Origin of the sequence: Streptomonospora sp. PA3 (assembly GCF_009728995.1) — a bacterium.
In the GTDB taxonomy this organism is placed as follows: domain Bacteria; phylum Actinomycetota; class Actinomycetes; order Streptosporangiales; family Streptosporangiaceae; genus Streptomonospora.
On the sequence record NZ_VTZW01000018.1, the window covers coordinates 27,476 to 49,315 of the forward strand.

19 protein-coding genes and 1 tRNA gene are annotated in these 21,840 nt (G+C 72.8%); 11 read left to right on the forward strand and 9 right to left on the reverse strand.

Going from position 1 to position 21,840, the window contains the following annotated elements; genetic code table 11:
- The first annotated feature begins 4 nt into the window (after window positions 1-4).
- From FZ103_RS19305 to FZ103_RS19325, 5 genes are read left to right on the forward strand one after another with little or no spacing between them, the layout of a single operon-like run.
- Entirely contained in the window at window positions 5-256 is a 252-nt protein-coding gene (locus tag FZ103_RS19305; RefSeq protein WP_156003064.1) for a hypothetical protein, read from the forward strand.
- On the forward strand, window positions 256-1,671 hold the full coding sequence (locus FZ103_RS19310; protein WP_156003065.1) for an FtsK/SpoIIIE domain-containing protein: 1,416 nt from the start codon (window positions 256-258) through the stop codon (window positions 1,669-1,671). The genes FZ103_RS19305 and FZ103_RS19310 overlap by 1 nt, the downstream gene beginning before the upstream one ends.
- Window positions 1,671-3,347 (forward strand): replication initiator, encoded by a 1,677-nt coding sequence (locus tag FZ103_RS19315; RefSeq protein WP_156003066.1) that lies wholly within the window; start codon window positions 1,671-1,673, stop codon window positions 3,345-3,347. The genes FZ103_RS19310 and FZ103_RS19315 overlap by 1 nt, the downstream gene beginning before the upstream one ends.
- Window positions 3,344-3,586 carry an AlpA family transcriptional regulator gene (locus tag FZ103_RS19320; RefSeq protein ID WP_156003067.1) on the forward strand — a complete coding sequence of 81 codons (243 nt, stop codon included), beginning with the start codon at window positions 3,344-3,346 and terminating at the stop codon, window positions 3,584-3,586. The genes FZ103_RS19315 and FZ103_RS19320 overlap by 4 nt, the downstream gene beginning before the upstream one ends.
- 30 nt (window positions 3,587-3,616) lie before the next feature.
- Window positions 3,617-4,801, forward strand: coding sequence for a site-specific integrase (locus FZ103_RS19325; RefSeq protein ID WP_156003068.1), 1,185 nt, complete (start codon window positions 3,617-3,619; stop codon window positions 4,799-4,801).
- Window positions 4,802-4,902: 101 nt separating this feature from the next.
- Here the strand turns inward: FZ103_RS19325 and FZ103_RS19330 are convergent.
- From FZ103_RS19330 to cysS, 3 genes are all read right to left on the reverse strand, one after another.
- Window positions 4,903-4,975, reverse strand: a tRNA-Thr gene (locus FZ103_RS19330).
- Between the two features lie 55 nt (window positions 4,976-5,030).
- A complete protein-coding gene (rlmB, locus tag FZ103_RS19335; RefSeq protein WP_156003069.1) occupies window positions 5,031-6,074 on the reverse strand; it encodes a 23S rRNA (guanosine(2251)-2'-O)-methyltransferase RlmB in 1,044 nt (347 codons plus the stop codon).
- Window positions 6,075-6,390: 316 nt separating this feature from the next.
- Window positions 6,391-7,794, reverse strand: a complete 1,404-nt coding sequence (gene cysS, locus FZ103_RS19340; protein ID WP_186356545.1) for a cysteine--tRNA ligase — start codon at window positions 7,792-7,794, stop codon at window positions 6,391-6,393.
- A 563-nt stretch (window positions 7,795-8,357) separates the two neighbouring features.
- On the opposite strand from cysS, the gene FZ103_RS19345 reads away from it, so the two are divergent.
- Window positions 8,358-10,130 carry a DUF2637 domain-containing protein gene (locus FZ103_RS19345; RefSeq protein ID WP_186356546.1) on the forward strand — a complete coding sequence of 591 codons (1,773 nt, stop codon included), beginning with the start codon at window positions 8,358-8,360 and terminating at the stop codon, window positions 10,128-10,130.
- A gap of 238 nt (window positions 10,131-10,368) precedes the next feature.
- On the opposite strand, the gene ispF is transcribed toward FZ103_RS19345, so the two are convergent.
- From ispF to phoU, 3 genes are all read right to left on the reverse strand, one after another.
- Window positions 10,369-10,848: a 2-C-methyl-D-erythritol 2,4-cyclodiphosphate synthase gene (gene ispF / locus FZ103_RS19350; RefSeq protein WP_156003071.1), complete on the reverse strand. Its 480-nt coding sequence runs from the start codon at window positions 10,846-10,848 to the stop codon at window positions 10,369-10,371.
- A 36-nt stretch (window positions 10,849-10,884) separates the two neighbouring features.
- A complete protein-coding gene (locus FZ103_RS19355) occupies window positions 10,885-11,367 on the reverse strand; it encodes a CarD family transcriptional regulator (protein ID WP_156003072.1) in 483 nt (160 codons plus the stop codon).
- A gap of 443 nt (window positions 11,368-11,810) precedes the next feature.
- On the reverse strand, window positions 11,811-12,473 hold the full coding sequence (phoU, locus tag FZ103_RS19360) for a phosphate signaling complex protein PhoU (RefSeq protein ID WP_156003073.1): 663 nt from the start codon (window positions 12,471-12,473) through the stop codon (window positions 11,811-11,813).
- A 122-nt stretch (window positions 12,474-12,595) separates the two neighbouring features.
- Between phoU and FZ103_RS19365 the strand changes: the two genes are divergently transcribed.
- Window positions 12,596-13,774 carry an ATP-binding protein gene (locus FZ103_RS19365; RefSeq protein ID WP_186356547.1) on the forward strand — a complete coding sequence of 393 codons (1,179 nt, stop codon included), beginning with the start codon at window positions 12,596-12,598 and terminating at the stop codon, window positions 13,772-13,774.
- On the forward strand, window positions 13,771-14,463 hold the full coding sequence (locus FZ103_RS19370; protein ID WP_186356548.1) for a response regulator transcription factor: 693 nt from the start codon (window positions 13,771-13,773) through the stop codon (window positions 14,461-14,463). Before FZ103_RS19365 ends, FZ103_RS19370 begins: the two co-directional genes overlap by 4 nt.
- A gap of 43 nt (window positions 14,464-14,506) precedes the next feature.
- On the opposite strand, the gene dtd is transcribed toward FZ103_RS19370, so the two are convergent.
- The gene (gene dtd, locus FZ103_RS19375) at window positions 14,507-14,932 is read right to left on the reverse strand and encodes a D-aminoacyl-tRNA deacylase (RefSeq protein ID WP_156003074.1); all 426 of its coding nucleotides are present in this window, start codon (window positions 14,930-14,932) and stop codon (window positions 14,507-14,509) included.
- A 99-nt stretch (window positions 14,933-15,031) separates the two neighbouring features.
- A complete protein-coding gene (locus FZ103_RS19380) occupies window positions 15,032-16,804 on the reverse strand; it encodes a DUF2207 domain-containing protein (protein ID WP_394350122.1) in 1,773 nt (590 codons plus the stop codon).
- Window positions 16,805-17,015: 211 nt separating this feature from the next.
- Here FZ103_RS19380 and FZ103_RS19385 point away from each other — a divergent pair, with 211 nt between their 5' ends.
- From FZ103_RS19385 to FZ103_RS19395, 3 genes are all read left to right on the forward strand, one after another.
- On the forward strand, window positions 17,016-17,996 hold the full coding sequence (locus FZ103_RS19385) for a neutral zinc metallopeptidase (RefSeq protein WP_343233605.1): 981 nt from the start codon (window positions 17,016-17,018) through the stop codon (window positions 17,994-17,996).
- 67 nt (window positions 17,997-18,063) lie between these two features.
- On the forward strand, window positions 18,064-19,011 hold the full coding sequence (locus FZ103_RS19390) for a neutral zinc metallopeptidase (protein WP_156003076.1): 948 nt from the start codon (window positions 18,064-18,066) through the stop codon (window positions 19,009-19,011).
- Between the two features lie 74 nt (window positions 19,012-19,085).
- Window positions 19,086-21,587, forward strand: a complete 2,502-nt coding sequence (locus FZ103_RS19395; protein WP_156003077.1) for a hypothetical protein — start codon at window positions 19,086-19,088, stop codon at window positions 21,585-21,587.
- On the opposite strand, the gene FZ103_RS19400 is transcribed toward FZ103_RS19395, so the two are convergent.
- Window positions 21,474-21,758 (reverse strand): DUF2516 family protein, encoded by a 285-nt coding sequence (locus FZ103_RS19400; RefSeq protein WP_156003078.1) that lies wholly within the window; start codon window positions 21,756-21,758, stop codon window positions 21,474-21,476. The genes FZ103_RS19395 and FZ103_RS19400 overlap by 114 nt on opposite strands.
- Window positions 21,759-21,840: the final 82 nt, after the last annotated feature.

Sequence of the window (21,840 nt, forward strand, 5' to 3'; positions counted from 1 at the left end):
CAGTATGTCCGAGCTGTCAATGCGGGTCAGCCCGCGCGAGATCGCCGAGTTCATGGACGCCCTGCGCGCCCACCGCACCGCCGCCTTCAACGGCACTCCTCCCCGTCCGGATGCGGGGCTGCTGGCCTGGAGATCCAGCATCCTCGACCGCATCGCGGCCCAGACCGACGACGCCCAGACCCGCGCGGTCGCCGACGAGGCCCGCGCCGAACTGGCCGCGCTCCGCGCCGACGAGGCGAGTGGGGGTGGTCGGTGATGCTGGGACGCAAGAGCGCCGGGGCGACCCAGGTACAGCCGACCGCGCCGGTTCCCGCGCAGACCATCCGCTTCTCGACTCCGGTGGTCGAGACGCCGGGCATCGTCGTGGTGGCGGGCTTCGTCTGGCGCCTGGTGCGCATGCTCGTCGGCCTGCCCTTCCGCTTTCCCGTGGCCGTCGCGACCCTGGCGGTCTCGGCTGGCCTGGTCTATCTGGTCGGCTGGCTGGGTCTGGCCGTGGCCTGGACGCTCGCCGATGTCGCGCTCCTGGTGTGGTGGCGCCGGTGGCCGGAGTCGTTCAAGGCTCTGGTGGCGCGCCGGGCGCTGGCCGCGTGGCGGTGGCTGTGGGTCTACCGGCGCCACTGGCAACCGGTGCTGGTCGTCTCCGGACTGGCCGAGTCCTACCTGGAACGCCAATACCTCCCGCAGATCCGGGGCGTGACCTGCTCGGCCTGGGCCGACCGGGTGCGGGTGAAGCTGGTGGCCGGCACTTCTCCAACCGACTTCGAGAACCGGGTGGCGGAGCTGGCGCACGGCTTCGGCGCTCCCTCCTGCCGGGTAGAGGTGCGCGGGCCGCGGGATGTGGTGCTGGAGTTCCCGCGCCGCGACACGCTCGCCGAGCCGATCGGCGCGCTACCGGTGCCCGACGAGCCGGACCTGTCGGCGCTGCCGGTCGGGCGGTGCGAGGACGGTGAGCCGTGGCGTCTGCGGCTGCACGGAACCCACGTGCTGACCGTCGGCGTCACGGGCGCTGGGAAGGGGTCGGTGCTGTGGTCGGCCATCCGCGCCCTGACCCCGGCCATCCGCGCGGGCACGGCGCAGGTGTGGGCAATCGATCCCAAGCGGATGGAGCTGTCCTACGGGTGGGCGCTGTTCGCTCGCTACGCCGACGCCGCCGACGAGGCCGTGTCCCTCCTGGAAGAGGCCGTCTCGGCGATGCAGGAACGCGCCGAGCGCTACGCGGGCAAACAACGCACTCACGTGCCCAGCATCCGGGACCCGTTCGTCGTCGTGGTGCTCGACGAGGTCGCGTTCCTGACCGCCTACCACCCCGACCGCGACATCCGCCGGCGCGCGGAGAACGCCATAGCGACGCTCACCAGTCAGGGCCGGTCGGTCGGGTTCTGCGTCCTGGCCGCGCTGCAAGACCCGCGCAAAGAGGTGCTGAACCTGCGCAACCTGTTCCCCGACAAGATCGCGCTCCGGCTGGACGAGGCCTCGCAGGTGGACATGGTCCTCGGGGACGGGGCACGCGACCGGGGGGCCAACGCCCACCTGATCGACCCCGACCTTCCCGGGGTGGCATTCGTGAAGCTGGAGGGCTCCCCGGCACCCGTGCGAGTGCGCGCCGCCTTCGTCACCGATACCGACATCGACACCATGGCCGGTGCCGTGACGGCGGGGGCGGATGCCTGATGCCCACCGTCACGGGGAAGACCACACGGGCCGAACGCCAAGCCCAACCGCTCGCGCGTGAAGTGGCCGAGCAGATCGCCGCCGACAAGGGGGTGTGCATCCGGCCGGTGTCGCTGCGGCGCACCGACATCGCCACCGGCGCAACTGAGATCGTGGATGCGCCGTGCGGCTCGACGCTGGAGTCCCGGTGCCCGGCCTGCGCACGCCGCAAGCGCTCCATCCGCCGCACGCAGTGCGAAGAGGGCTGGCACCTGGCCGAAGAACCGACCGTGATCCCGGATGACCCATCCGAAGTGCAACGCGCCTGGGTCGAACGCCGCGCCGTGGTCACAGCCGAGCGGGACCGGCTCGTCGACGAGGGCGGGGCCGACCCCGACGAGGTGGCCGCGCTGGATCAGGCCATCGCCGACCTCGACGCCGAGATCACCGCGTCGGGGATGCGCGGGTCGGTCTCACGCGGAACCTCCTCGTCGGGCCGTGCCCGCCGGGTACGCTCCACCAAGCGGCGCCAAGATGCGCCGGACCTGCCCAAACGGCAGATGGCCAAGACCACCCTCGGCCGCACCTACGAGGACCCCGCCACCGGCAAGACCTTCCGCCCCTCACTGTTCCTCACCCTGACCTGCGACACCTACGGGCGCGTGAAGGCAGACGGCACACCGGTGGATCCCTCCACCTACGACTACCGGCGGGCCGCGCGCGACGCGCTGCACTTCTCCAAGCTCATCGACCGGTTCGTTCAGAACCTGCGCCGCGTGGCCGGGTTCGACGTGCAGTACTTCGCCACCGTCGAACCGCAACGCAGGCTCGCGCCGCACCTGCACATGGCCACCCGCGGCACCATCCCGCGGGCGGAGCTGCGCCAGATCGCCGCCGCCACCTACCACCAGGTGTGGTGGCCCCAAGCCGACGAGGCCGTCTATCAGGGGGAGAACCTGCCGGTCTTCGACGAGGCGACCGGCAACTACGTGGATCCGGCCACCGGGGAAGTCCTGCCCACCTGGGAACAGGCGCTCGACGCCCTCGACGCCGACCCCAACGCAGAACCCCTGCACGTGGTGCGCTTCGGGCCGCAGGCGGATGCCAAGGGGGTGGTGGCCGGCACCCCCGACGCCGACCGGTGCGTCCGGTACATGGCGAAATATTTGACCAAGGACATCGCCGAGTGCCACGCCGTGGAGACCGACGCACAGGCGCGGCACGTCGACCGGCTCGTCGAGGCCCTGCGGTTCGAACCCTGCTCGCCGAAGTGCGCGAACTGGCTGCGCTACGGCGTCCAACCTGAGAACGCCAAAGCCGGGATGGTGCCGGGCTTCTGCCGCTCCAAGGCACACCGGCGCGAACACCTGGGATACGCCGGACGCCGCGTGCTGGTGTCTCGGAAGTGGTCAGGCAAGACCGTCGCCGACCACAAGGCCGACCGCCTCGCCTGGGTCCTCGACCGGCTCGGCATCGACCCCGACGCCGACCCCGACGAGGCGGCCCCGGTGCTGGCTTCAGTCTCCTCCGGCAACCACGCCTGGGAACTGGCGCGGCCGACCGACCCCGACGTCCCGCCGCGCGAACACCGCCTCCTGCGCGCGGTCGGCGAAGCCCTCAAACGCCGCGCCCAGATCGACGCCGCTCGGCAACACCGATCCGACGATCTTCCGGCAACCGCAGAAAGGGCCGCATGAGTACCGGCATCACCACGCAGCTCGACCCGTCCGGCGCCGCTTCCGACAAGGCCGACGCTCGCCGACGCTCGGCTCGCCAACTCTGGTCGGTGCGCGAAACCGCGGAATACCTCTGCGTCCCGGAACGGACCCTCTACCGCTGGCGCTACATGGAAACCGGCCCGCCCTCGCACCGCGTCGGGCGCTACGTGCGCTACGTCCCTGACGAGGTGCACGCCTGGGTCTTGCAGCAGCCCTGAACCCTCGGACAGCACAAAGGAGCGGCCCCGATGGCTCGGGCCTGGATCAACGACCTGCAACAGAACAAGAAGTACCGGGATGCGGTGGCCAAGGCCAAGGCGGCGAAGCGCCAACTCCCCAACCGGTGGATGGTCCGCTACTACGATCCGACCGGCCGGATCCGAAGTGCCGGCACCTTCAAGAAGAAGTCCGACGCCGAGAAGCGCCGCGCCGAGATCGAGAACCAGATCTCGGAAGGCGCGTACCGTGATCCCGCGCTCGGCAAGGTCCGGGTGGAAACCGTCGCCGAGTCCTGGTGGAAGTCCAAGACCGACCTCGAAGAGGGCTCCCGCAACCTCTACCGCGACCACCTGGACAATTACGTCCTCCCGCGCTGGGGCGGCGTCCGCATCTCGGCTGTGCGCTACCAGGACGTGGCGGACTGGGTACTCGCCCTCCAGTCCGACCCTCGCAAGGGCGGCGACAAGCCGATCAGCGCTGCGACCATCCGGGGCGTTCACCTGGTGCTGCTCTCGGTCCTGGAATGGGCGGTCAAGAGCGAGTTCATCAGCCGCAACCCGGCGCGCGGTGTCCCGCTGCCCAAGCTGCCACCGCGCGGTCACGTCTACCTGTCGCATGTGGACGTGGAACGGCTCGCCCTGGCTTCCGGCAAAGACGCGACGCTCATCCGCTTCCTCGCCTACACGGGCCTGCGCTGGTCCGAAGCGTCGGCGCTGACCGTAGGGCGGCTGAACCTGGAGAACCGGCGAGCGCACATCGACCGCGCGTACAAGGACAACAAGGGCAAGCTGACGCTCGGCCTTCCCAAGAAGGGGGAAGTGCGCTCGGTGCCCGTCCCGGCCTTCCTCGTCGCCGAGCTGCGGGACCTGGTCGGCGACCGCTCGGCGGATGAGCTGCTGTTCACCGCGCCGCGCGGGGGGCCGATCTGGCTGCGGAACTGGCGTCCGCGTACCTTCAACAAGGCCGTTCAGGCGGCGGGCCTCGGCGGGCGCGGGCTGACGCCGCACAAGCTCCGGCACACGGCCGCGTCGCTGGCGATCGCCGCCGGAGCGGACGTCTACGTGGTACAGACGATGCTCGGGCACCGCAAGCCGAGCATCACGCTCGACACCTACGGCCACCTCTGGCCGGACCGGCTCGACGAGGTGGCCGACGCGCTCGATGCCACCCGGGCCGCGCACCTCGCCGGCCTCGCCGACTCGAAGGCCGCGTAAGCGATTGCTGTCAGTGTGCAGAAAATGTGCATCCGCCGCTCGGTACCGCCGGGCGGCGGTTGCGTGTCTACCCTCGGACCTGCGGTTTCGGGCATGAAAAGAGCCGACGAGGGGACTTGAACCCCTAACCTATCGCTTACAAGGCGATTGCTCTGCCAATTGAGCTACGTCGGCCTGTGCGTCCTGCGGGGCTGCCCGGGGCGCACAGTGGCATCGTACCGGTTTCGGGTCAGTGCCCCTGCCCGGTCGAGGCGGCCCGGCGGCGGGTGATCTCGTAGAGGGCGACGCCGGTTGCGACCGAGGCGTTGAGGGACTCCGCGCCGCTGATCGGGATGCGTGCCACCTGGTCGCAGGTCTGGCGGACGAGGCGGGAGAGGCCCTTGCCCTCGGAGCCGGTCACGATGACCAGCGGGTCGGTCGCCACGGCCAGGGAGTCGAGGTCGGTGTCGCCCTCGCCGTCGAGGCCCGCCACGAAGACGCCGCCGTCCTTGTAGGACCTGAGGGTGCGCGTGAGGTTGGTGGCCTGGGCGACGGGGAGGCGGGCCAGGGTGCCCGCCGAGGTCTTCCAGGCGGCGATGCCCACGCCCGCCGCGCGGCGCTCGGGGATCAGCAGGCCGTGCGCGCCGAACGCCGCCGCCGAGCGGGCCACGGCGCCCAGGTTGTGCGGGTCGGTGACCCCGTCGAGCGCCACGATCAGCGGGGGCACGCCGGTCTCCTCGGCGGTGGACCGCGCGGCGTCGAGCATGTCCTGGGGATCCCAGTAGCGGTACGGGCGGGTCTGCAGGGCGAGGCCCTGGTGGGCGGCCCCCGGCTGGCCCGCGCTCTCGCAGCGGCGGTCCAGCTCCGACCGCGAGACCTCGCGGATCTCCAGGCCGCCCTCGCCCGCCAGCCGCGCGGCCTCGGTGACGCGGTCGTCCTGGTCGAGGCTGTTGGCCAGGAACAGCCGCGAGGCCGGCAGTCCCGCGCGCAGCGCCTCGACCACCGGGTTGCGCCCGACCAGCAGGTCCGGGCCGCCCGAACCCGCCGCGCCGCCGGTCCGGGCCGCCTTGTCGGCACCCGCGGAGCGGGGCGGTGCCCCCGGTGCGGGCGTCTTGGCCGGGCCCTTGGCCGGTTTGGCGGCCCCCTTCGCCGACTTCTTCGCCGCACGGCGCATCTTGTCGGCGTACCAGTGGCGCTCTTCGGCGGGAAGCGTGCCCTTCTTGCCTTCCAGGGAGCGCTTCCCCTTGCCGCCGCTGCCCTTGGTCGGGCCCTTCTTGCTCTTCTTCGCCGGCATGGTCTGCTGTCCTCACCCTTCGTCTACCGCTGCTGGCAGCGCGCCGCCCCGTTTCAGTGCCGGAGGCGGTCCGCGCACGGCGCCCGCCCGGTCCGGTCGGCCGCCGCGCGTGGCGCCGGATCTGTTACCGGCCGCCCGCCCCGCCGCCGTCGTCGCCCGGCCCCGGTCCCGGGGCCGGCGGGCCGCAACGCGCGGCACCCCTCCATGGTCGCCGATGGTGACGGGTGGCCGCGCCATGCGAGCGCCCGTCGAGGACGGCCTCCGGCGCACGCGACACGAGCCCCAGGCCCTCCGCGGCGCGCGGCGCCCGCGCCGGTCAGCCGCGGCGGAGTTCCCAGCGCGGACCGCGCGGGGTGTCCTCCACGGCGATGCCGGCGGAGAGCAGTTGGTCGCGGATGGCGTCGGCCGCCGCATAGTCCTTGCGCTGACGCGCGGCCTGGCGCTGTTCGAGGGCCACGGCCACCAGGGAGTCGACCACATCGCGCAGACCGGAGTCGGCTCCGCCCGCCCAGGTCTCGGACAGCGGGTCGAGGCCGAGGACGTCCATCATGGCGCGCACCCGGCCGCCCAGCTCCGCGACCCGCTCCTTGGCCCCCTCGGCGAGCGCGGTGTTGCCCTCGCGCACCAGGCCGTGCACGGTGGCCAGCGCCTGGGAGACGCCGAGGTCGTCGTCGAGCGCGGCGGCGAAGGGCTCGGGAACTTCCGCGGCCCGCTCGATGGTGCCGACGACCTCGCTCGCGCGGGTGAGGAACCCCTCGATCCGCTGGTAGGCGGCCGCGGCCTCGTACAGCGCCTCGTCGGAGTAGTCGATGACCGACCGGTAGTGCGCCTGCGCCAGGTAGTAGCGCAGCTCGACCGGGCGGACCTTGCGGACCATGTAGGGGATGAGCAGCGAGTTGCCCAGCGACTTGCTCATCTTCTCGCCGCCCATGGTCAGCAGCCCGTTGTGCAGCCAGTACCGGGCGAATCCGTCGCCGGCGGCCTTGGACTGGGCGACCTCGTTCTCGTGGTGCGGGAAGACGAGGTCGAGTCCGCCGCCGTGGATGTCGAAGGTGCTGCCGAGGTACTTGGTCGACATGGCCGAGCACTCCAGGTGCCAGCCCGGGCGGCCGCGGCCCCACGGGGTGTCCCAGCTGGGCTCGCCCGGCCGGGCGCCCTTCCACAGCGCGAAGTCGCGGGGATCGCGCTTGCCGCGCTCGTCGTCGGTGTCGCCCGCGCCGCGCATCTGCTCGATCCGCTGGTTGGATAGCGCGCCGTAGTCGGGGAAGGAGCGGACGTCGAAGTAGACGTCGCCGGAGTCGTCGGCGGCCGGATAGGCGTGGCCGCGGTCGATGAGCCGGCGCATCAACTCGATCATCTCGGGCACGTGGCCGGTCGCGCGCGGTTCGACCGTGGGCGGCAGGCAGCCGAGGACGTCGTAGGCGGAGGTGAACGCGCGCTGGTTGCGTTCGGCGACCTCCCACCACTCGACGCCCTCGGCGGCGGCGACGTTGATGATCTTGTCGTCGATGTCGGTGACGTTGCGGCACAGGATCACCCGGTAGCCGCGGTACTCCAGCCACCGGCGCAGGACGTCGAAGTTCACGCCCGACCGGATGTGGCCGATGTGCGGCGGCGCCTGCACCGTGGCACCACACAGGTACAACGACGCGCACCCCTCGCGCAGGGGTGTGAAGTCGCGGACCTCGCGGGCACTGGTGTCATAGAAGCGCAGACTCACACCGCCCAGGGTAGCGGTTCGCGCCTTCCACGGTTGCGGTGTCCACAGCCCGCCGCCCCGTGCGTTCCCGCCTCGGCGGCCGCGCGTCCGGCGCCGGGCCGCCTGCCCTGCCGAATCCCTCGGGAGGCGCCTCCGAAGCCACCGGGAAGCCCGGGCGCGGGGGCCGGCCGCACTCCGCCTCGCTTCGCGGGCCGCTCCGGAATCGGGCGGGCCGAGAACCCGGCGATAGCGGAACGCAGAGCGGTCTCGAATTGGCCGTCCGCAATTCGGCGACGGATATCCGGAATTTCGCAGGCGCAACCGCACGGCGGCCGACGATCCGTGGCCCCCGACCTGTTTTCCGCCGCACGAGCGGACGGAATCCCGGCCCGCCTCGAGGCGGATGCGGCGGCCCCGCGCCCCGGTTTCGGACGGTACCTCGTGTTCGCCGTGTCCGCTGGGCTACGCTTCTGCGCACGATGGCCGTTAAAAGCTCGAAAAGCTCTACCGCAAACGGGGGCCCGCCCGCCGAAGCGCCGCGCTCCGGGTCTCCGGTCGCCGCGCTCCTGTTCACAGCGCTGGGCGTGCTCTTGATCGCCGCATGCGCGGTGCTGCTCTCCTACAACGGCATCTACCAGATCGCCGTACAGGGCAACGTCAGCCCCCGCTACGCCCACCTCTACCCTGCCGCGTTCACACTGCTGGTGCTCATGGCGCTGTGGACGAGCTACGTGCTGCGCACGGCACGGCGCTCGCGGCGGCTGTGGGCCGACGGCATCATCCTGCTCCTGGTCGCCCTCGCCGCCGGCGCAAGCGCGCTGCGGGCCGGCAACCTGGAACTCGTGCCGGACGTGGCGGTGGTCGTGGCCGCGGTCGCGCCCTGGGTGGCGCTGATGGTGGCCTTCCGGCTCTTCCTGTGGGTGGTCATGCAACTGCGCGGGGAGATCCCCGGTACGGGCCCCCACCGGACACGCAGGGAGCGGCGCGCCGAGCGCCGGGCCGGCTCCGGGCCCGCCGCAGGCGGCGGGCAGGACACGCTGCCGCTCGACGATCTGCTGCCGGAGAACTCCCGGCATCCGGTCGGCGCCGAGGAGCCGGGACGGCAGGGCGACGAGGACGCCGGGGGGCCGCCCCGGCCGCGGGACCCGGAGCCGGCGGACTTCCGCGAGCCCGGGCTGCACCCGCCCCGTCCGGCGCCCACCGGGCGCCCCTCCCGGCCGCAACGCCCGGCCCGCCCCGAACCGCCCGAAAGCCCCGAGCCGCAGCCGGGCCCGGTCCGCACCGGGGCCACGGCCCGCCGCTCGCCGCACGCCGGCGCCGGGGACGCGCGCGCCGAGGCGCCGGAGGAGGCCGCCGACCCCGCAGCGGGACCGCGCGACTCCGCGGAGGGTGCCGGTTCCGACGACGCGGACGGAACCGCTCCGCTGTGGCCGAACGCGGCGGGGCCCACCTCCGCGGTCCGGCCGGAGTCGGACGGTGCGCGAGCGGACGCGTCCGCGCCCGCCGTGCACTCCGACGAATCCGACGAGTGGGCCTGGGCCGACTCCGACGACGACTCCGCGGACCAGCGGCCGGCGACCGCCCCTGAGGCGGCCGCCGAGGAGCGGAGCCGGGCGGCTTCGGCCGCCGCGCAGGCCGGGACCGCCGCCGCGGATGCGCCGGCGGCGGAGACCGCGACCGGACCGGGCGCACCGGAGGCCGACCCGGTCGCCGGACCGGCCGGGCAGGAGACCGAAGTGCCGAACGCGGTCCCGGATGAGGCGCCTGCCGCTGCGGGCGCGGCGGATTCGGCCTCGGCGTCCGCTGCGTGCCCCGCATCGGAATCCGCCGTTCCCGCTTCGGTCGCCGCGGCCGCCGCACCGGCGCCCGACGAGGCGCCCGACGAGGCGCCCGAACTGCCCAGGCGCACCCCCGGAGCCGCCGACAACCCCATCAAGCGCGCCGCCGACGCGCCAACGGCGGCCGAGCCCGTCGGCCGCGCAGAGGACGCCGCTGCCGCAGCGGACACCGAGCAGGTCGCCGCGTCGCTGGTGGGGCCGGGCGAGGACCCCGACGGATTCGTGCACGAGCTGCCGCTGGGCGATCCGACCAGCGACGAGGGAGAGCCCGACGCCGGCGCGCTCGCGGTCGGTGCCCCGGCCGCCGCGGAGGACGGCAGGGAACAGGACGGCGACTCCCGGGACGCCGGCCCGGACGAGCCTCCGCGCGGACCGGCCTATCCCGCCGCGCCCCCGATCGAGAAGCGTCCGATGGTGCTCAGGCCCCGCCGGTCGCCGCGCGGCGGAGCGTCGTCGCCGTTCCCGGAGGACCCCCCGTCCAACCGGGTGCGCAGCGAGCCCAAGCCACCCGAGGGATAGCGCCCGCCGGCACACCCCGCATCCCGCGCACCGGTGGCGGGCGATGCCGCCCTCCCCGAGCTGCTCCGGGCGCCCGGAGCAGCGACGATCCCTTACGTGCGATCACGTGTTCGTCCGCGAAGGCAGCCGGTGAAAAGCCGTTTGCGCAGAGCCAGGCCGAAGCGGGCGCCCGCGCGATGTGTGCGGGCCGAGGCGTCCGCGGCCGAACCCACCGGTGACGATCCGAACGGGACCGGGGTCAGCTCGCGCCGTCCCGGGGCACGCACAGGGCCGTCGCGACCGCCGCGAGGCCCTCGCCGCGTCCGGTCAGGCCGAGTCCGTCGGTGGTGGTGGCCGACACCGTCACGGCGGCTCCCGCGGCGGCAGACAGCACGGCTTCGGCTTCGCCGCGGCGCGGCGCGAACTTCGGCCGGTTGCCGATGATCTGCACCGCGACGTTGCCGATCTCGAAGCCGGCCGCCCGCGCCCGCGCCGCGGCCTCGCTGAGCAGGTCGACCCCTGAGGCCCCTTTCCAGCGCGGGTCGTCGGTGCCGAACTGGCTGCCCAGATCGCCCAGCCCGCAGGCGGAGAACAGGGCGTCGCAGGCCGCGTGCGCGGCGACGTCGCCGTCGGAATGGCCGCCGACACCCGTTTCGCCCGGCCATTCCAACCCGGCGAGGAAAAGAATTCTTCCGGACATAAAAGGGTGGACGTCGGTACCGACGCCCACCCTCGGCATTTTCGGCATAAATGCAGTGGTTGTTCGTGATTCAGATCAATTGGTGAGGACTTCGTCGAGGAGGGCCTCGGCCTTGTCCTCGTTGGTCTTCTCCGCGAGGGCGAGCTCGCTCACGAGGATCTGGCGCGCCTTGGCGAGCATCCGCTTCTCGCCGGCGGAGAGCCCCCGCTCCTTGTCGCGCCGCCACAGGTCGCGCACGACCTCCGCGACCTTGTTGACGTCGCCGGAGGCGAGCTTCTCCAGGTTCGCCTTGTAGCGCCGCGACCAGTTCGTGGGCTCCTCGGTGTGCGGTGCGCGCAGGACCTCGAAGACCCGGTCGAGGCCGTCCTGCCCGACCACGTCACGTACACCGACATCCTGGGCGTTCTCCGCCGGGACGCGTACTGTGAGATCACCCTTGTCAACCCGGAGAACGAGGTAGGTCCTATCCTCGCCCTTAATGGTGCGAGTCTCGATCGCCTCAATACGAGCAGCCCCATGATGGGGGTAGACAACGGTGTCGCCGACCTTGAAAGTCATGTGACAAGTACCCCTTCCGCTACCACCAGGATACCACGAATCTGTGACTTAACGTACCTATTGGGTTTACGTACGCGCAGGTCAGTGCCGCATTCGGGGTCTTGACAAAGCTGACGTCAGGTGCTTCCGGTCGGCCCGGAATGGGTACCCGACGGCGGCCGGAGCGGCTGCCACCCGCTGCTCTCGCGTGCCCGTGGCAAGCACGCGGGGGATGCCCGAAGGTGCTCTTCCCGCCTCCATGGTCTCACTTCGATCACGGCGCCGTGCACCGGCCGGGCCAAGAAGGGCCGACCGGCCCCTCGCCCGGACCGAGCCGGCGCGGAAGGGCTGTGCAGCACGAAGAACCGGCCTGCGGAGCCGCTCCGGCGAGCGGCCCCGCAGGCCGGTGTGAGCCTTCCCGCGTCCCGCGGCCCGAGCCCGGCATCGCCGGGACTCAGTTGGCGCTAGGACTCGGTCTCGTAGTCCTTGGGCCGCTCCCCGGTCACCATGTAGACGAGGTTGTCCGCCACGTGCACCGCATGGTCGCCGAACCGCTCGTAGAACCGGCCGGCCAGGGTGACGTCCATCGTCGCCTCCACGCCGTGCTGCCAGTTCGGGTCGAGGATGCGGGTGAGCAGCCGGCGGCGGAGCTTGTCCATGCGGTCGTCGTCGGAGTCCAGCTCCAGCGCCGTCTCGGCGTCGCGCTCGCTGACGACCTCGCCCGCCTTGATGACCAGCAGCTCGGCCTGGTGGCCCATCTCCAGCACCGTGGAGCGCAGCTCGGCCGGGATCGCGGAGTCGGGGTGCCGGCGCCGGGCGATCTTGGCGATGTGCACAGCGTGGTCGCCCATCCGCTCCAAGTCGCCTGCCATGTGCAGCGACGTGATGATGATGCGCAGGTCACGTGCCACCGGCTGCTGCCGGGCCATCAGGTCGAACGCCGAGGCCTCGATCTCCTCGTCGAGCCGGTTGAGCTCCTCGTCTCCGGAGATGACCTCCTGGGCCGCGTTGAGATCGGCGTCCAGCAGGGCGGTCGTCGCGCGGGCGACCGCGTGCCGGGCCAGCCGCGTCATCTCGACGAGGCGCTCGCTGAGGGAGTCGAGCTCCTCATGATACGTATCGCGCATGTTCCCATCGTCCCAGTTCGTAGCTGAATCAATTCGGAAGCATCGGTGAATAGTCGCAAAACCTCGATTGTTGGCCGTGGTCAGCAGGGTAAGGCAGCGCGTCCGCCGCTTACGATCGAAACGTGCAAGGAGAACTGCTCGCCGCGATCGCGGGACTCGTCGGCCTCGTGACAGGCGTCGCGGCGGGCCTGGCGTTCCGCATCAGCGAGTCGGGCGGGGCGCGGGCCCAGGACCAACCGTGCCAGACCGAGCTGCCGGCCGGGATCGCCGAGGTCCTGGCGGCGCTGCCGTCCTCGGCGGTGGTCCTCGACCCCGCCGACCGGGTGCTGCGGGCCAGCTCCGCGGCCCGCGCCTACGGGATCGTACGCGGCGAGGAGCTGGTCATCGGCGACCTGCTCGCGCTGGCGCGCCAGGTCCGTCGCGACGGCGTGATCCGCGAGACCGAGATCGAGGTGGCCGTACGCAAGTTCGGCCCCGACTCCACGTCCTTCGCGGTGCGGGTGGCGCCGCTGGGAGGCACCGGCCTGGTGCTCGTGCTGGCCGAGGACCAGACCGAGCGGCGCCGCGTCGAGGCGGTGCGCCGCGACTTCGTGGCCAACATCAGCCACGAGCTGAAAACCCCCGTCGGCGCGCTGTCCCTGCTCGCCGAGACCATCGCCGACGCCAGCGACGACCCCGAGGCCGTGCGCCGGTTCACCGGCCGCATGCAGCAGGAGTCGGCCCGCCTGACCAGCGTGATCCAGGACCTGATCACGCTCTCGCGCATCCAGGGCGCGGAGCCGATGGCCGAGCCCGACCGGGTGCCGATCGAGGTCGTGGTCGACGAGGCCATCGACGCTGTGCGGACCGCCGCCGAGACCAAGGAGATCGAACTGGTCGCCAGCGGCACCGAGGGCGCGGTCGTGCTCGGCGACGAGAGCCTGCTGGTCACCGCCATGCGCAACCTGGTCGCCAACGCGGTGGCCTACAGTCCCGAACGTACGCGGGTGTCGATCGCGGTCGAGGCCTCCGGGGAGACCGTCGAGATCAGCGTCGCCGACCAGGGGATCGGCATCCCCGCCCAGGACCTGGAGCGCATCTTCGAACGCTTCTACCGCGTCGACGCGGCTCGCAGCCGGGCCACCGGGGGCACCGGCCTGGGGCTGGCGATCGTGAAGCACATCATGACCCACCACCGCGGTGAAGTCACCGTGTGGAGCAAGGAGGGCTCGGGTTCGACGTTCACGCTGCGTCTGCCCAACGCCCAGACCCGGGAGCGTCCCAGCCCCGGTGAAAGATCAAATCAGGAGGCAGCACAGTGACGCGTGTACTCGTCGTTGAGGACGAGGAATCCTACAGCGATGCCCTCTCGTACATGCTGCGCAAGGAAGGGTTCGAGGTCGCGGTCGCACCGACCGGAACGGTGGCGTTGGAGGCTTTCGACCGGACCGGGGCCGACCTGGTACTGCTCGATCTGATGCTGCCCGGCCTGCCCGGTACCGAGGTGTGCCGGACGCTGCGGCAGAAGTCCAACGTCCCCGTCATCATGCTGACGGCCAAGGACAGCGAGATCGACAAGGTCGTCGGCCTGGAACTGGGCGCCGACGACTACGTGACCAAGCCGTTCTCCTCCCGCGAGCTGGTCGCCCGGATCCGCGCCGTACTGCGCAGGCGCGGCGAGGACGAGGCGCTGCTGCCCACGGCGCTGGAGGCCGGGCCCGTGCGGATGGACGTGGAGCGGCACGTGGTGACGGTGCGCGGCGAGAACATCCAACTGCCGCTCAAGGAGTTCGAGCTGCTGGAGGTGCTGCTGCGCAACGCCGGCCGCGTGCTGACGCGGATGCAGCTGATCGACCGGGTCTGGGGCGCCGATTACGTGGGCGACACCAAGACCCTCGACGTGCACGTCAAGCGGCTGCGCGCGAAGATCGAGACCGACCCGGGCAATCCGGAGTTCATCGTGACCGTGCGCGGCCTGGGCTACAAGTTCGAGGCGGCGAGCGAAGAGTAGCCGCCTGAGGCCGCCCCGGACCCGCGGCCGCCGCGGAGGCCGTTCACACCTCGACGATGACGGTGAACGGCCCTTCGTTGGTCAGGGCCACCGACATCTGCGCCCCGAACACCCCCGTCTCGACGTGGGCGCCCAGGTCGCGCAGCTCCTTGACGACGGTGTCGACGAGCGGCTCGGCCACCGGCCCGGGGGCCGCCGCCTGCCATGTCGGCCGGCGGCCCTTGCGGGCGTCGCCGTAGAGGGTGAACTGGCTGACGACCAGCAGCGGGGCGCCGATGTCGGAGCACGACGCCTCCCCGTCGAGGATGCGCAGCCCCCACATCTTGGCGGCCAGCCGCTTGGCCTCGGCGGCGGTGTCGGTGTGGGTCGCGCCGACCAGGGCGAGCAGCCCCGGACCGGTGATCTCGCCGACGACCTCGCCGCCGACGGTGACCGAGGCGTGTGCGACCCGCTGCAGGACCGCCCGCATGCTGTCCCTCCTCGTCGTCTCGTGGGTGTCGCGTGGCGCCCGCGGCTTCGCTGTGGGGCCCCGTCCGGGCGATGCCCGCCGCCTGTTGCGCACCGCGGCTCAGTGGAGCGTGCGGAACTGGCGCGTGTTGGAGATTACCCCGGTCAGCGTCAGTGTGAAGGACTTTATGGAGTCGGCGAAGTCCTGCAGCCGCCAGTCGTCGGGACCCACGTACCAGGGCAGGCCGTCGGCTGCGCACTCGCTGCCGGCCGAGGCCAGTACGGCCGCCCACCGCTCGACGTTGTCGAAGATGATCGCATAGGGCAGATAGCGCGAGAACAGGCTCACCCGGTGCTGGGGCGGCACGTCTTCCGCGCCGGCGCTGAGCAGGTAGGAGCGGAAGCCGAGGGTGTGCGCGAAGACGACGCTGCCCTGCCGCGTCTTGGCGGGCATGTACTGCGCGCCCACGGTCACGGCCGCCCCGGCGATGATGACCGCCAGGCCGGTGAAGGCCGCCTGGCTGAACACGGCCAGCAGGACGGTGAGGACCACGCCCGCCGCGGTGGTGCCGATCCCGGCGGTGGTCCACCGGTTGCGCTCCACATTGGGCTTGTTGGCGAACCATTTCAGCCGGACCATGTCGCGGTAGAGCTCCTCGCGGACCTCCGACAGCCGCGCCGGGAACTCGCTGCGGCCCAGCTCGGAGAGCTTGACCTGGTGCCGGTCGCGGAAGAGGGCGTCCAGCAGCAGCCGCTCGTAGCCCAGGAGGCCGTCGTCGACGGGGCCGGGGGTCTTGTCCAGCCGCCAGTCGGTGGCCGAGAACTGGGCATGCGGCAGTTCGCGGATGGTGAGGTGGCCGCGCACGGCCAGGTCGACGACGGTCGCGGTGATGTCGACCACGTCGGCCTGCTCGTCGATGAGGGTGCCGATCTGGCCGGGGTGGACGTCGTCGGGCGGCTTGAAGCGGAGGGTGCCGGAACCGGACGCGTCGCCCGAGGCGTCCACCGGTGCGCTGTCGCCCACGGCGGCCTCGGTGCGCAGGGCGCGCTCGTCGCGTCCGCGGATCCTGATCAGCGCGATCAGCACACCCACCGGCACCAGCAGGAGCAGCCCGAAGACGGTGGCGGTGGCCGGGGTGATGGCGAAGGCGGTCTGCACCGACCAGTCGCGCTCGACGATGGCCTCGCCCCCGATGGAGCCGGGGGGATAGCCCACGACGATGTGCAGGGACTCCCCCGGCTGCATGTCGGTCTGCAGGAAGCGGGCGAGCACGGCCTCGTGGCCGCCCATGTCGGAGGAGGTGCAGTAGATGGAGCTGCGCGCCTGGCCGGCGGTGCAGGACAGGGCCCGGGGCGGGACGGCGGCGTCGACGACCACGGTGGTCTCGGCGACGGTCCGGCTGTAGCCGCCCACGGCGGTCCATTCCAGCTCGGTGCCGCCGCCGACGGGGTCCACGGCGCCGCGCACGGTGTAGCGCAGCAGGGCCTCGGAGCGCCCGGCGGTGTCCATCCGCACGTGCAGGGCGGCGCCGTCGCGGTCGGTCGAGACGGGGATCTCCCGGCCGCTGCCGTCGACGGCCGAGATGCGCTCGACCTCGTAGAGCCGGCTGTGGTCGGAGTCATAGGGCTCGCGGACGGAGAACGTCCGTACGAACTCCTCTGGCGGGTCGTCGCCGAAGGAGATGGACTCCTCAGCGTGGAGCACGCCCTTTTCATCCAGATTGAGGCGGATTTCGTTAGCGATCTGGCGCTGTGCGCCGTCGGGCAGGGACGCGGGCAGCGAGGCCCCGGCGGAGGGCGACGCCCCGTCCTGCGCCCACGCCGCCGCGGGAGCGCACAGCAGGAGCAGACCGCCGACCGCGGCCGCAAACCGTGCCATTCTCACCCGCCACATGGGGTGAGAGCCTACCGCTCGGCGGTAACGCCGCCGGCTCGGAGCCGGGTGACGGGCCGAGGGAAAGGCGGCGCTTCTGCGCCACCGTTGGGGTGGTGGGGGGGTGACGGGCGGGCCTGCACATCTCCCCACCTACCGGCATAATCGTCATGGGCACGGATGAATCCGCATCCGGCCGAGGCACGGCATCAAGGGGGAGGTGCGGCGGCGCGTGGCCCAACGTACACGGACGGCCGGGGAGACCGCCGCCCGCCGGAGCCCGCGGTCCGGCGGCTACGCGGTCCCTGACTACGCGCGGCGGCCGCGGCCGCGCTTGAGCCTGAGCGTCACCCTGGTCCTGCTGACCGGGCTGACCGCGATCGGCTTCTCCGCGTTCATCAGCGTCTCCGCCCTGTTCGCCGCGCCCGCCCACGCCGGGCCCGTCGCCTCCGGACCGGCGGCCGCCCCGGTGTCGGGCGAGCAGCCGGCGCCCCGGGACACCGGGGCCCACCTGCTCACCGACAACCCCCTCTACAGCAGCGGCGCCATGGCGGAGGTCACCTGTCCCGCCCCGGAACTGGACCCCGACGACCCGGCGTCGATGGAGGACTTCCTGCACGAGATCACTTCGTGCCTCGATACCGCCTGGCGCGAGCAGTTCGCCGGCACCGGGCTGGGGTTCGACCCGCCCAGCCGGATCTACTGGTACACGGCCGGGCAGAGCCCGTGCGGCAGTTTTCCTTCGGCGGGCACGGCGGCGTTCTACTGCCAGGCGAATGAAGGGCTGTATCTGGGTATCGAGGACATTGTGGAGAACTCCGCGGAAAGCGAGCACCCCGAGGCCTACACCTTCCTGCTCAGCCATGAGTACGCCCACCACGTGCAGGGCGAAGCGGGCATTCTCGGCTACTTCCACGGCGTGCGGGCCGCCGAGGAGGACCCGGCGGTCGAGGCCGAGCTCACCCGGCGCAGCGAGTTGCAGGCCAACTGCCTGGGCGGGCTGTTCCTCGGCGCTGTCGCCGAGACCTACCCCATCGGCGGGCAGGAGCATGCCAACATCCTGGCCGACGCCGAGCGGCGCGGCGACTTCAGCCCCGGCGAGCGCGAGCACGGCACTCCGGAGAACGGCCGGATGTGGACCGCCCACGGCATGGACCTGGGCGAGCCCGCCGCATGCAACACCTGGGAAGCGGGGGAGGAGCTGGTCGAGTGAGAACGGAACCGACCACGGGCCGGGCGGCCGGCCCGCGCCGCGGCTGAGCCGGCCCGGCGGTTAGCGCATGGGGGCGTCCGGGTCCACCGGCGGTCAGAGCGGGGGCGGCTCCGCCCACCGCCGGACGGCGTTGTATGCGGGGTTGGCGGTGCTGCTGCTGGCGCTGGCCGCCCTCACCGTCATCGTGTCCGACGAGGAGGTCCGGCAGGGCATCGAGCCCGCCGCCACCGCCGACCGGACCGAGCCCGACCTCTCCGGCCCTCCGCAGACCTCGGCCGACACCCGGCGGCCCTCGGGGCACGCCGCGCTCGTGGACAACCCCCTGTATTCGACGGGACAGCTGGTGCCGCTGCCGTGCCCGGCGCCGCGGCTCGACGTCCACGACCCCGCCTCGGTCGAGAAGTTCCTGGACACGGTCACCGACTGCCTCGACGACGCCTGGGCGCGCCAGTTCGAGGAGGCGGGGATCCCGTTCGACCCGCCGAAGCGGGTCTACTGGAGCGAGGGCGGGACCAGCCCGTGCCGCGAGTACCCCTCCGCGGCCGGGGCGTTCTACTGCCGGGCCGTCGAGAGCATCTACATCGGCACCAGCGACGTGGTCGAGAAGTGGGGCGGCACCGAGCAGAGCGCGGTCTACGCCTCGCTGCTGGCCCACGAGTACGGCCACCACGTGCAGGGCGAGGCCGGGCTGCTGGAGTACTACCACGACCAGCGGGCGAACGAGCCCTCGCGCGTCCAGGCCAACGCGTGGACCCGCAAGAGCGAGCTGCAGGCCAACTGCCTTGCCGGAGTCTTCCTGGGGGCGGTCGAGGCCACCTATCCGCTGGACGACGAGGACATCGACGCGGTGCTCGACGACGCGGCGGCGACCGCCGACCGCCCCGACGCGCCCGCGGAGGAGCGCACCCACGGCACGGCCGAGAACAGCGTGCTGTGGCTGGAGCACGGGCTGAAGCAGGAGTCCCCCGGCGCCTGCAACACCTGGGCCGTCGAGGACGAGTCGGTCCTGCAGTAGGCGCCCGGCCGCGCCGCCCGGCGCCGCCGCCTCTTCCGCCGTAGCGCGGCGCGGGCGCGTGGGAGAATCGCGGCATGGCCAAGACGCGCGCCGTGGAGCTGCGGGTACACGGAGTAAGCGGTGGACAGGCCGAGGAGCTGCTGGACGTCGAGCCGGCCGTGCGGGTGTCCGGCGATCCCCTCGCCGGGTTCTTCCGGTGGCGCCGCAAGCCCGACACCGAGACCGTGCCCGGCGTCCCCCGCGAGATCTTCGCCTGGGGCAAGCTGACCTCGGGCCGCTCCTCGCGGGCGCTGTGGCTGCTGCTTCTGCCGTTCATGCTGGTCAACATCGCCTACTGGATGCGGCCCGCCCGCAGCGCCGAGGCGCCTTCGCGCACCATGGCGGCGGCCGAGCACGCCTATCGGGCGGCGACCCGGCTGCTGGCGCTGAGTCTGACGGCGCTGCTGATCCTGGCGGCGGCGGGGGTGGGCATGGACCTCGTCGGCTGGCAGTGCGCCGGCTACGGCCGCCGGTGCGCCGAGCTGCGCCCGCTGCTGGGCATGCTCGCCGCACCCGAGGCGCCGCTGGCCGAGCCGGCGCGGGCGCTGGCCGCCGGCGCGCTGCTGCCGCTGCTGGTGATCGCGCTGCTGTGGCGGTTGTCGCGGCGCAGCGGCGCGCAGGCGGTGGCCGCGGCCCTGCCCGAGCCCGCGCCGCGGCCGGAGGCGCCGCTGAGCGGCCCGGGGTTCTGGCGGGACGGCGCCACGACGGCGCGGCTGCGCTCGGCGCACATCGCGGTCGCGGTGTCGGTGGTCGCCTTCCTGCTGGCCGCTCCGGCGCTGCACCACGACGGGGCGTCGCCCGCGGGTCTGGCCGCGGGGCTGCCCATCGCCGGGCTGGCGGCCGCCGCGGTGCTGGCCGGTGCCGCGGGGGCGGCGGTCCCGGGCTCCACACTCCGGTCGCAGCGCCTGGCCGACACCGCCTGCCGCCTGGTGCGCAACGCCTCCCTGGTGCTGCTGGGCGCCGCGCTGGTCTACGCGCTGTGGCCGCGCCCCGGCTGGGCCGCGCAGGGCCCGCTGCCGTGGTACTCGGCGGTGCTCAACTCGCTGTTCGCCGTGCAGTGCGTGCTGGGGGTGCTGCTGATCGCCGCCGCGGCGGTTCTCTACCGGCGCGCGGGCAGGCCCGAGCGGGTTCCGCTGGCGGGGCTGGCCGGGCCGGCGGCGGCCATCCTGGGCACGCTGCTGGGCGGCGCGCTCTCGGCCGCGGTGGTCTACCAGGCGGCCGGGTGGCTGGGCGGCTGCTACTACCCGGGCGCCGAGGCGGACGGCTGCATCGTGCTGCGGCCGGCGGCCGCCTACTCCTGGCTCCAGCTCGCCTTCACCCTGGAGGCCGCGATCGCGCTGGTGTGCGCGGGAGCGGTGTTCGTGCTGCTGCGTTGGCGGGCGCGCCGGCAGGCCGATGCGGTCGCGGCGATGTACGGCCGCCCGGCCGACGCGGGGCGCACCCGCGACATCGCGCGCGCCCGCGCCTTCGGCGGGGTCACCGAGTTCCTGCCGCCGCTGCTGGCCGCGCTGCTGCTGCCGGTCGCCGCCCTGGTGGGCCTGATGCTGTACTCCGCGATCACCGGCCACCTGAATCCGGTGCCCGGGGGCGAGGCGGCACAGCCGCCGTCGGGTGCCGCGACGGGCTGGGCCCAGGGCGCGCTGTCGGCGCTGGTGGCGGTCGGCTCGTTCCTCGGCGGCGCCTTCCTGGCGGCGCTGATGATGCTGGGCGGCAGCGCCTACCGCGACCAGCCCACCCGGCAGGCGGTGGGCGTGCTGTGGGACATCGGCACCTTCTGGCCGCGGCTGGCCCATCCGCTGGCCCCGCCCTGCTACGGCGAGCGCGCGGTTCCGCAGCTGGTCGCGCGGGTGACCGATATGGCCGACCGCGGCACGGGGGTGGTGTTCTCCGGCCACTCCCAGGGGTCGGTGCTCGCGGCGGCCGCCCTGTGGCAGGCGCCGCCGCGCTGCCGCGACCGGGTGGTGCTGATCACCCACGGCTCACCGCTGTCGCGGCTCTACGCCCGCTACTTCCCCGCCTACTTCGGGCCGCTGGCGCTGGGCGACCTGCGCACGCGGGCGGTCCGCTGGCGCAACCTGTGGCGCGCCACCGACCCGATCGGCGGGCCGGTGCTGGCGGCCGGCGAGGGCGGCGCGCAGCCGGTGGGCTATGCCGAGCCGCTGCCCGACCCGCGCCACTACGGGGTGCGGCCCGGCGAGGCGCTGTATCCGCCGATCCTGGGGCACTCCTACTACACCCGCGACCCGTTGTACGCGGAGGCGGTGGGGCGGGCCGCGGAGGCGGTCACCGCCGGGGCGGACGGGGCGGCCGGGGCACCCGCCGTTCCGGCGGCGCGCAGCGGTGCCGGCGATGCGGCGCCGGAGGCCGGGCCGCTGTCGGCGGGCGACGCCCGCAGGCGGACGGCGTCGCCGCCGGGCTCCGAGCTACCAGCGGCCGTAGGGCCCCTCGTTGCGCCCGATGCTGCGGACGGCGGGGCGGACGTCGAGCAGGTAGATGAGCGAGGCGATCAGCGCGATGAAGACGAAGAAGCGCATTGAGGTGAACACCGCGCTGAACGACACGAACGTGGCTACGGCGAGCAGGCCGACCCACAGCTTCTTGGTCTGCTTGTCCATGGCGGGGAACGCCTGTCCGGGGGTGCGGACGGCGTCGACCAGGGCGAACAGGCTGGTGACGAAGATCGCTACGAAGATGAGCCACCAAAGCATATCCAGGATGCCGAGCACAGCACGCTCCGAACCTCGTGGCGGACGAATCTGCCGGCGGCGCTGCCCCCGGCCTCTCCCAGAC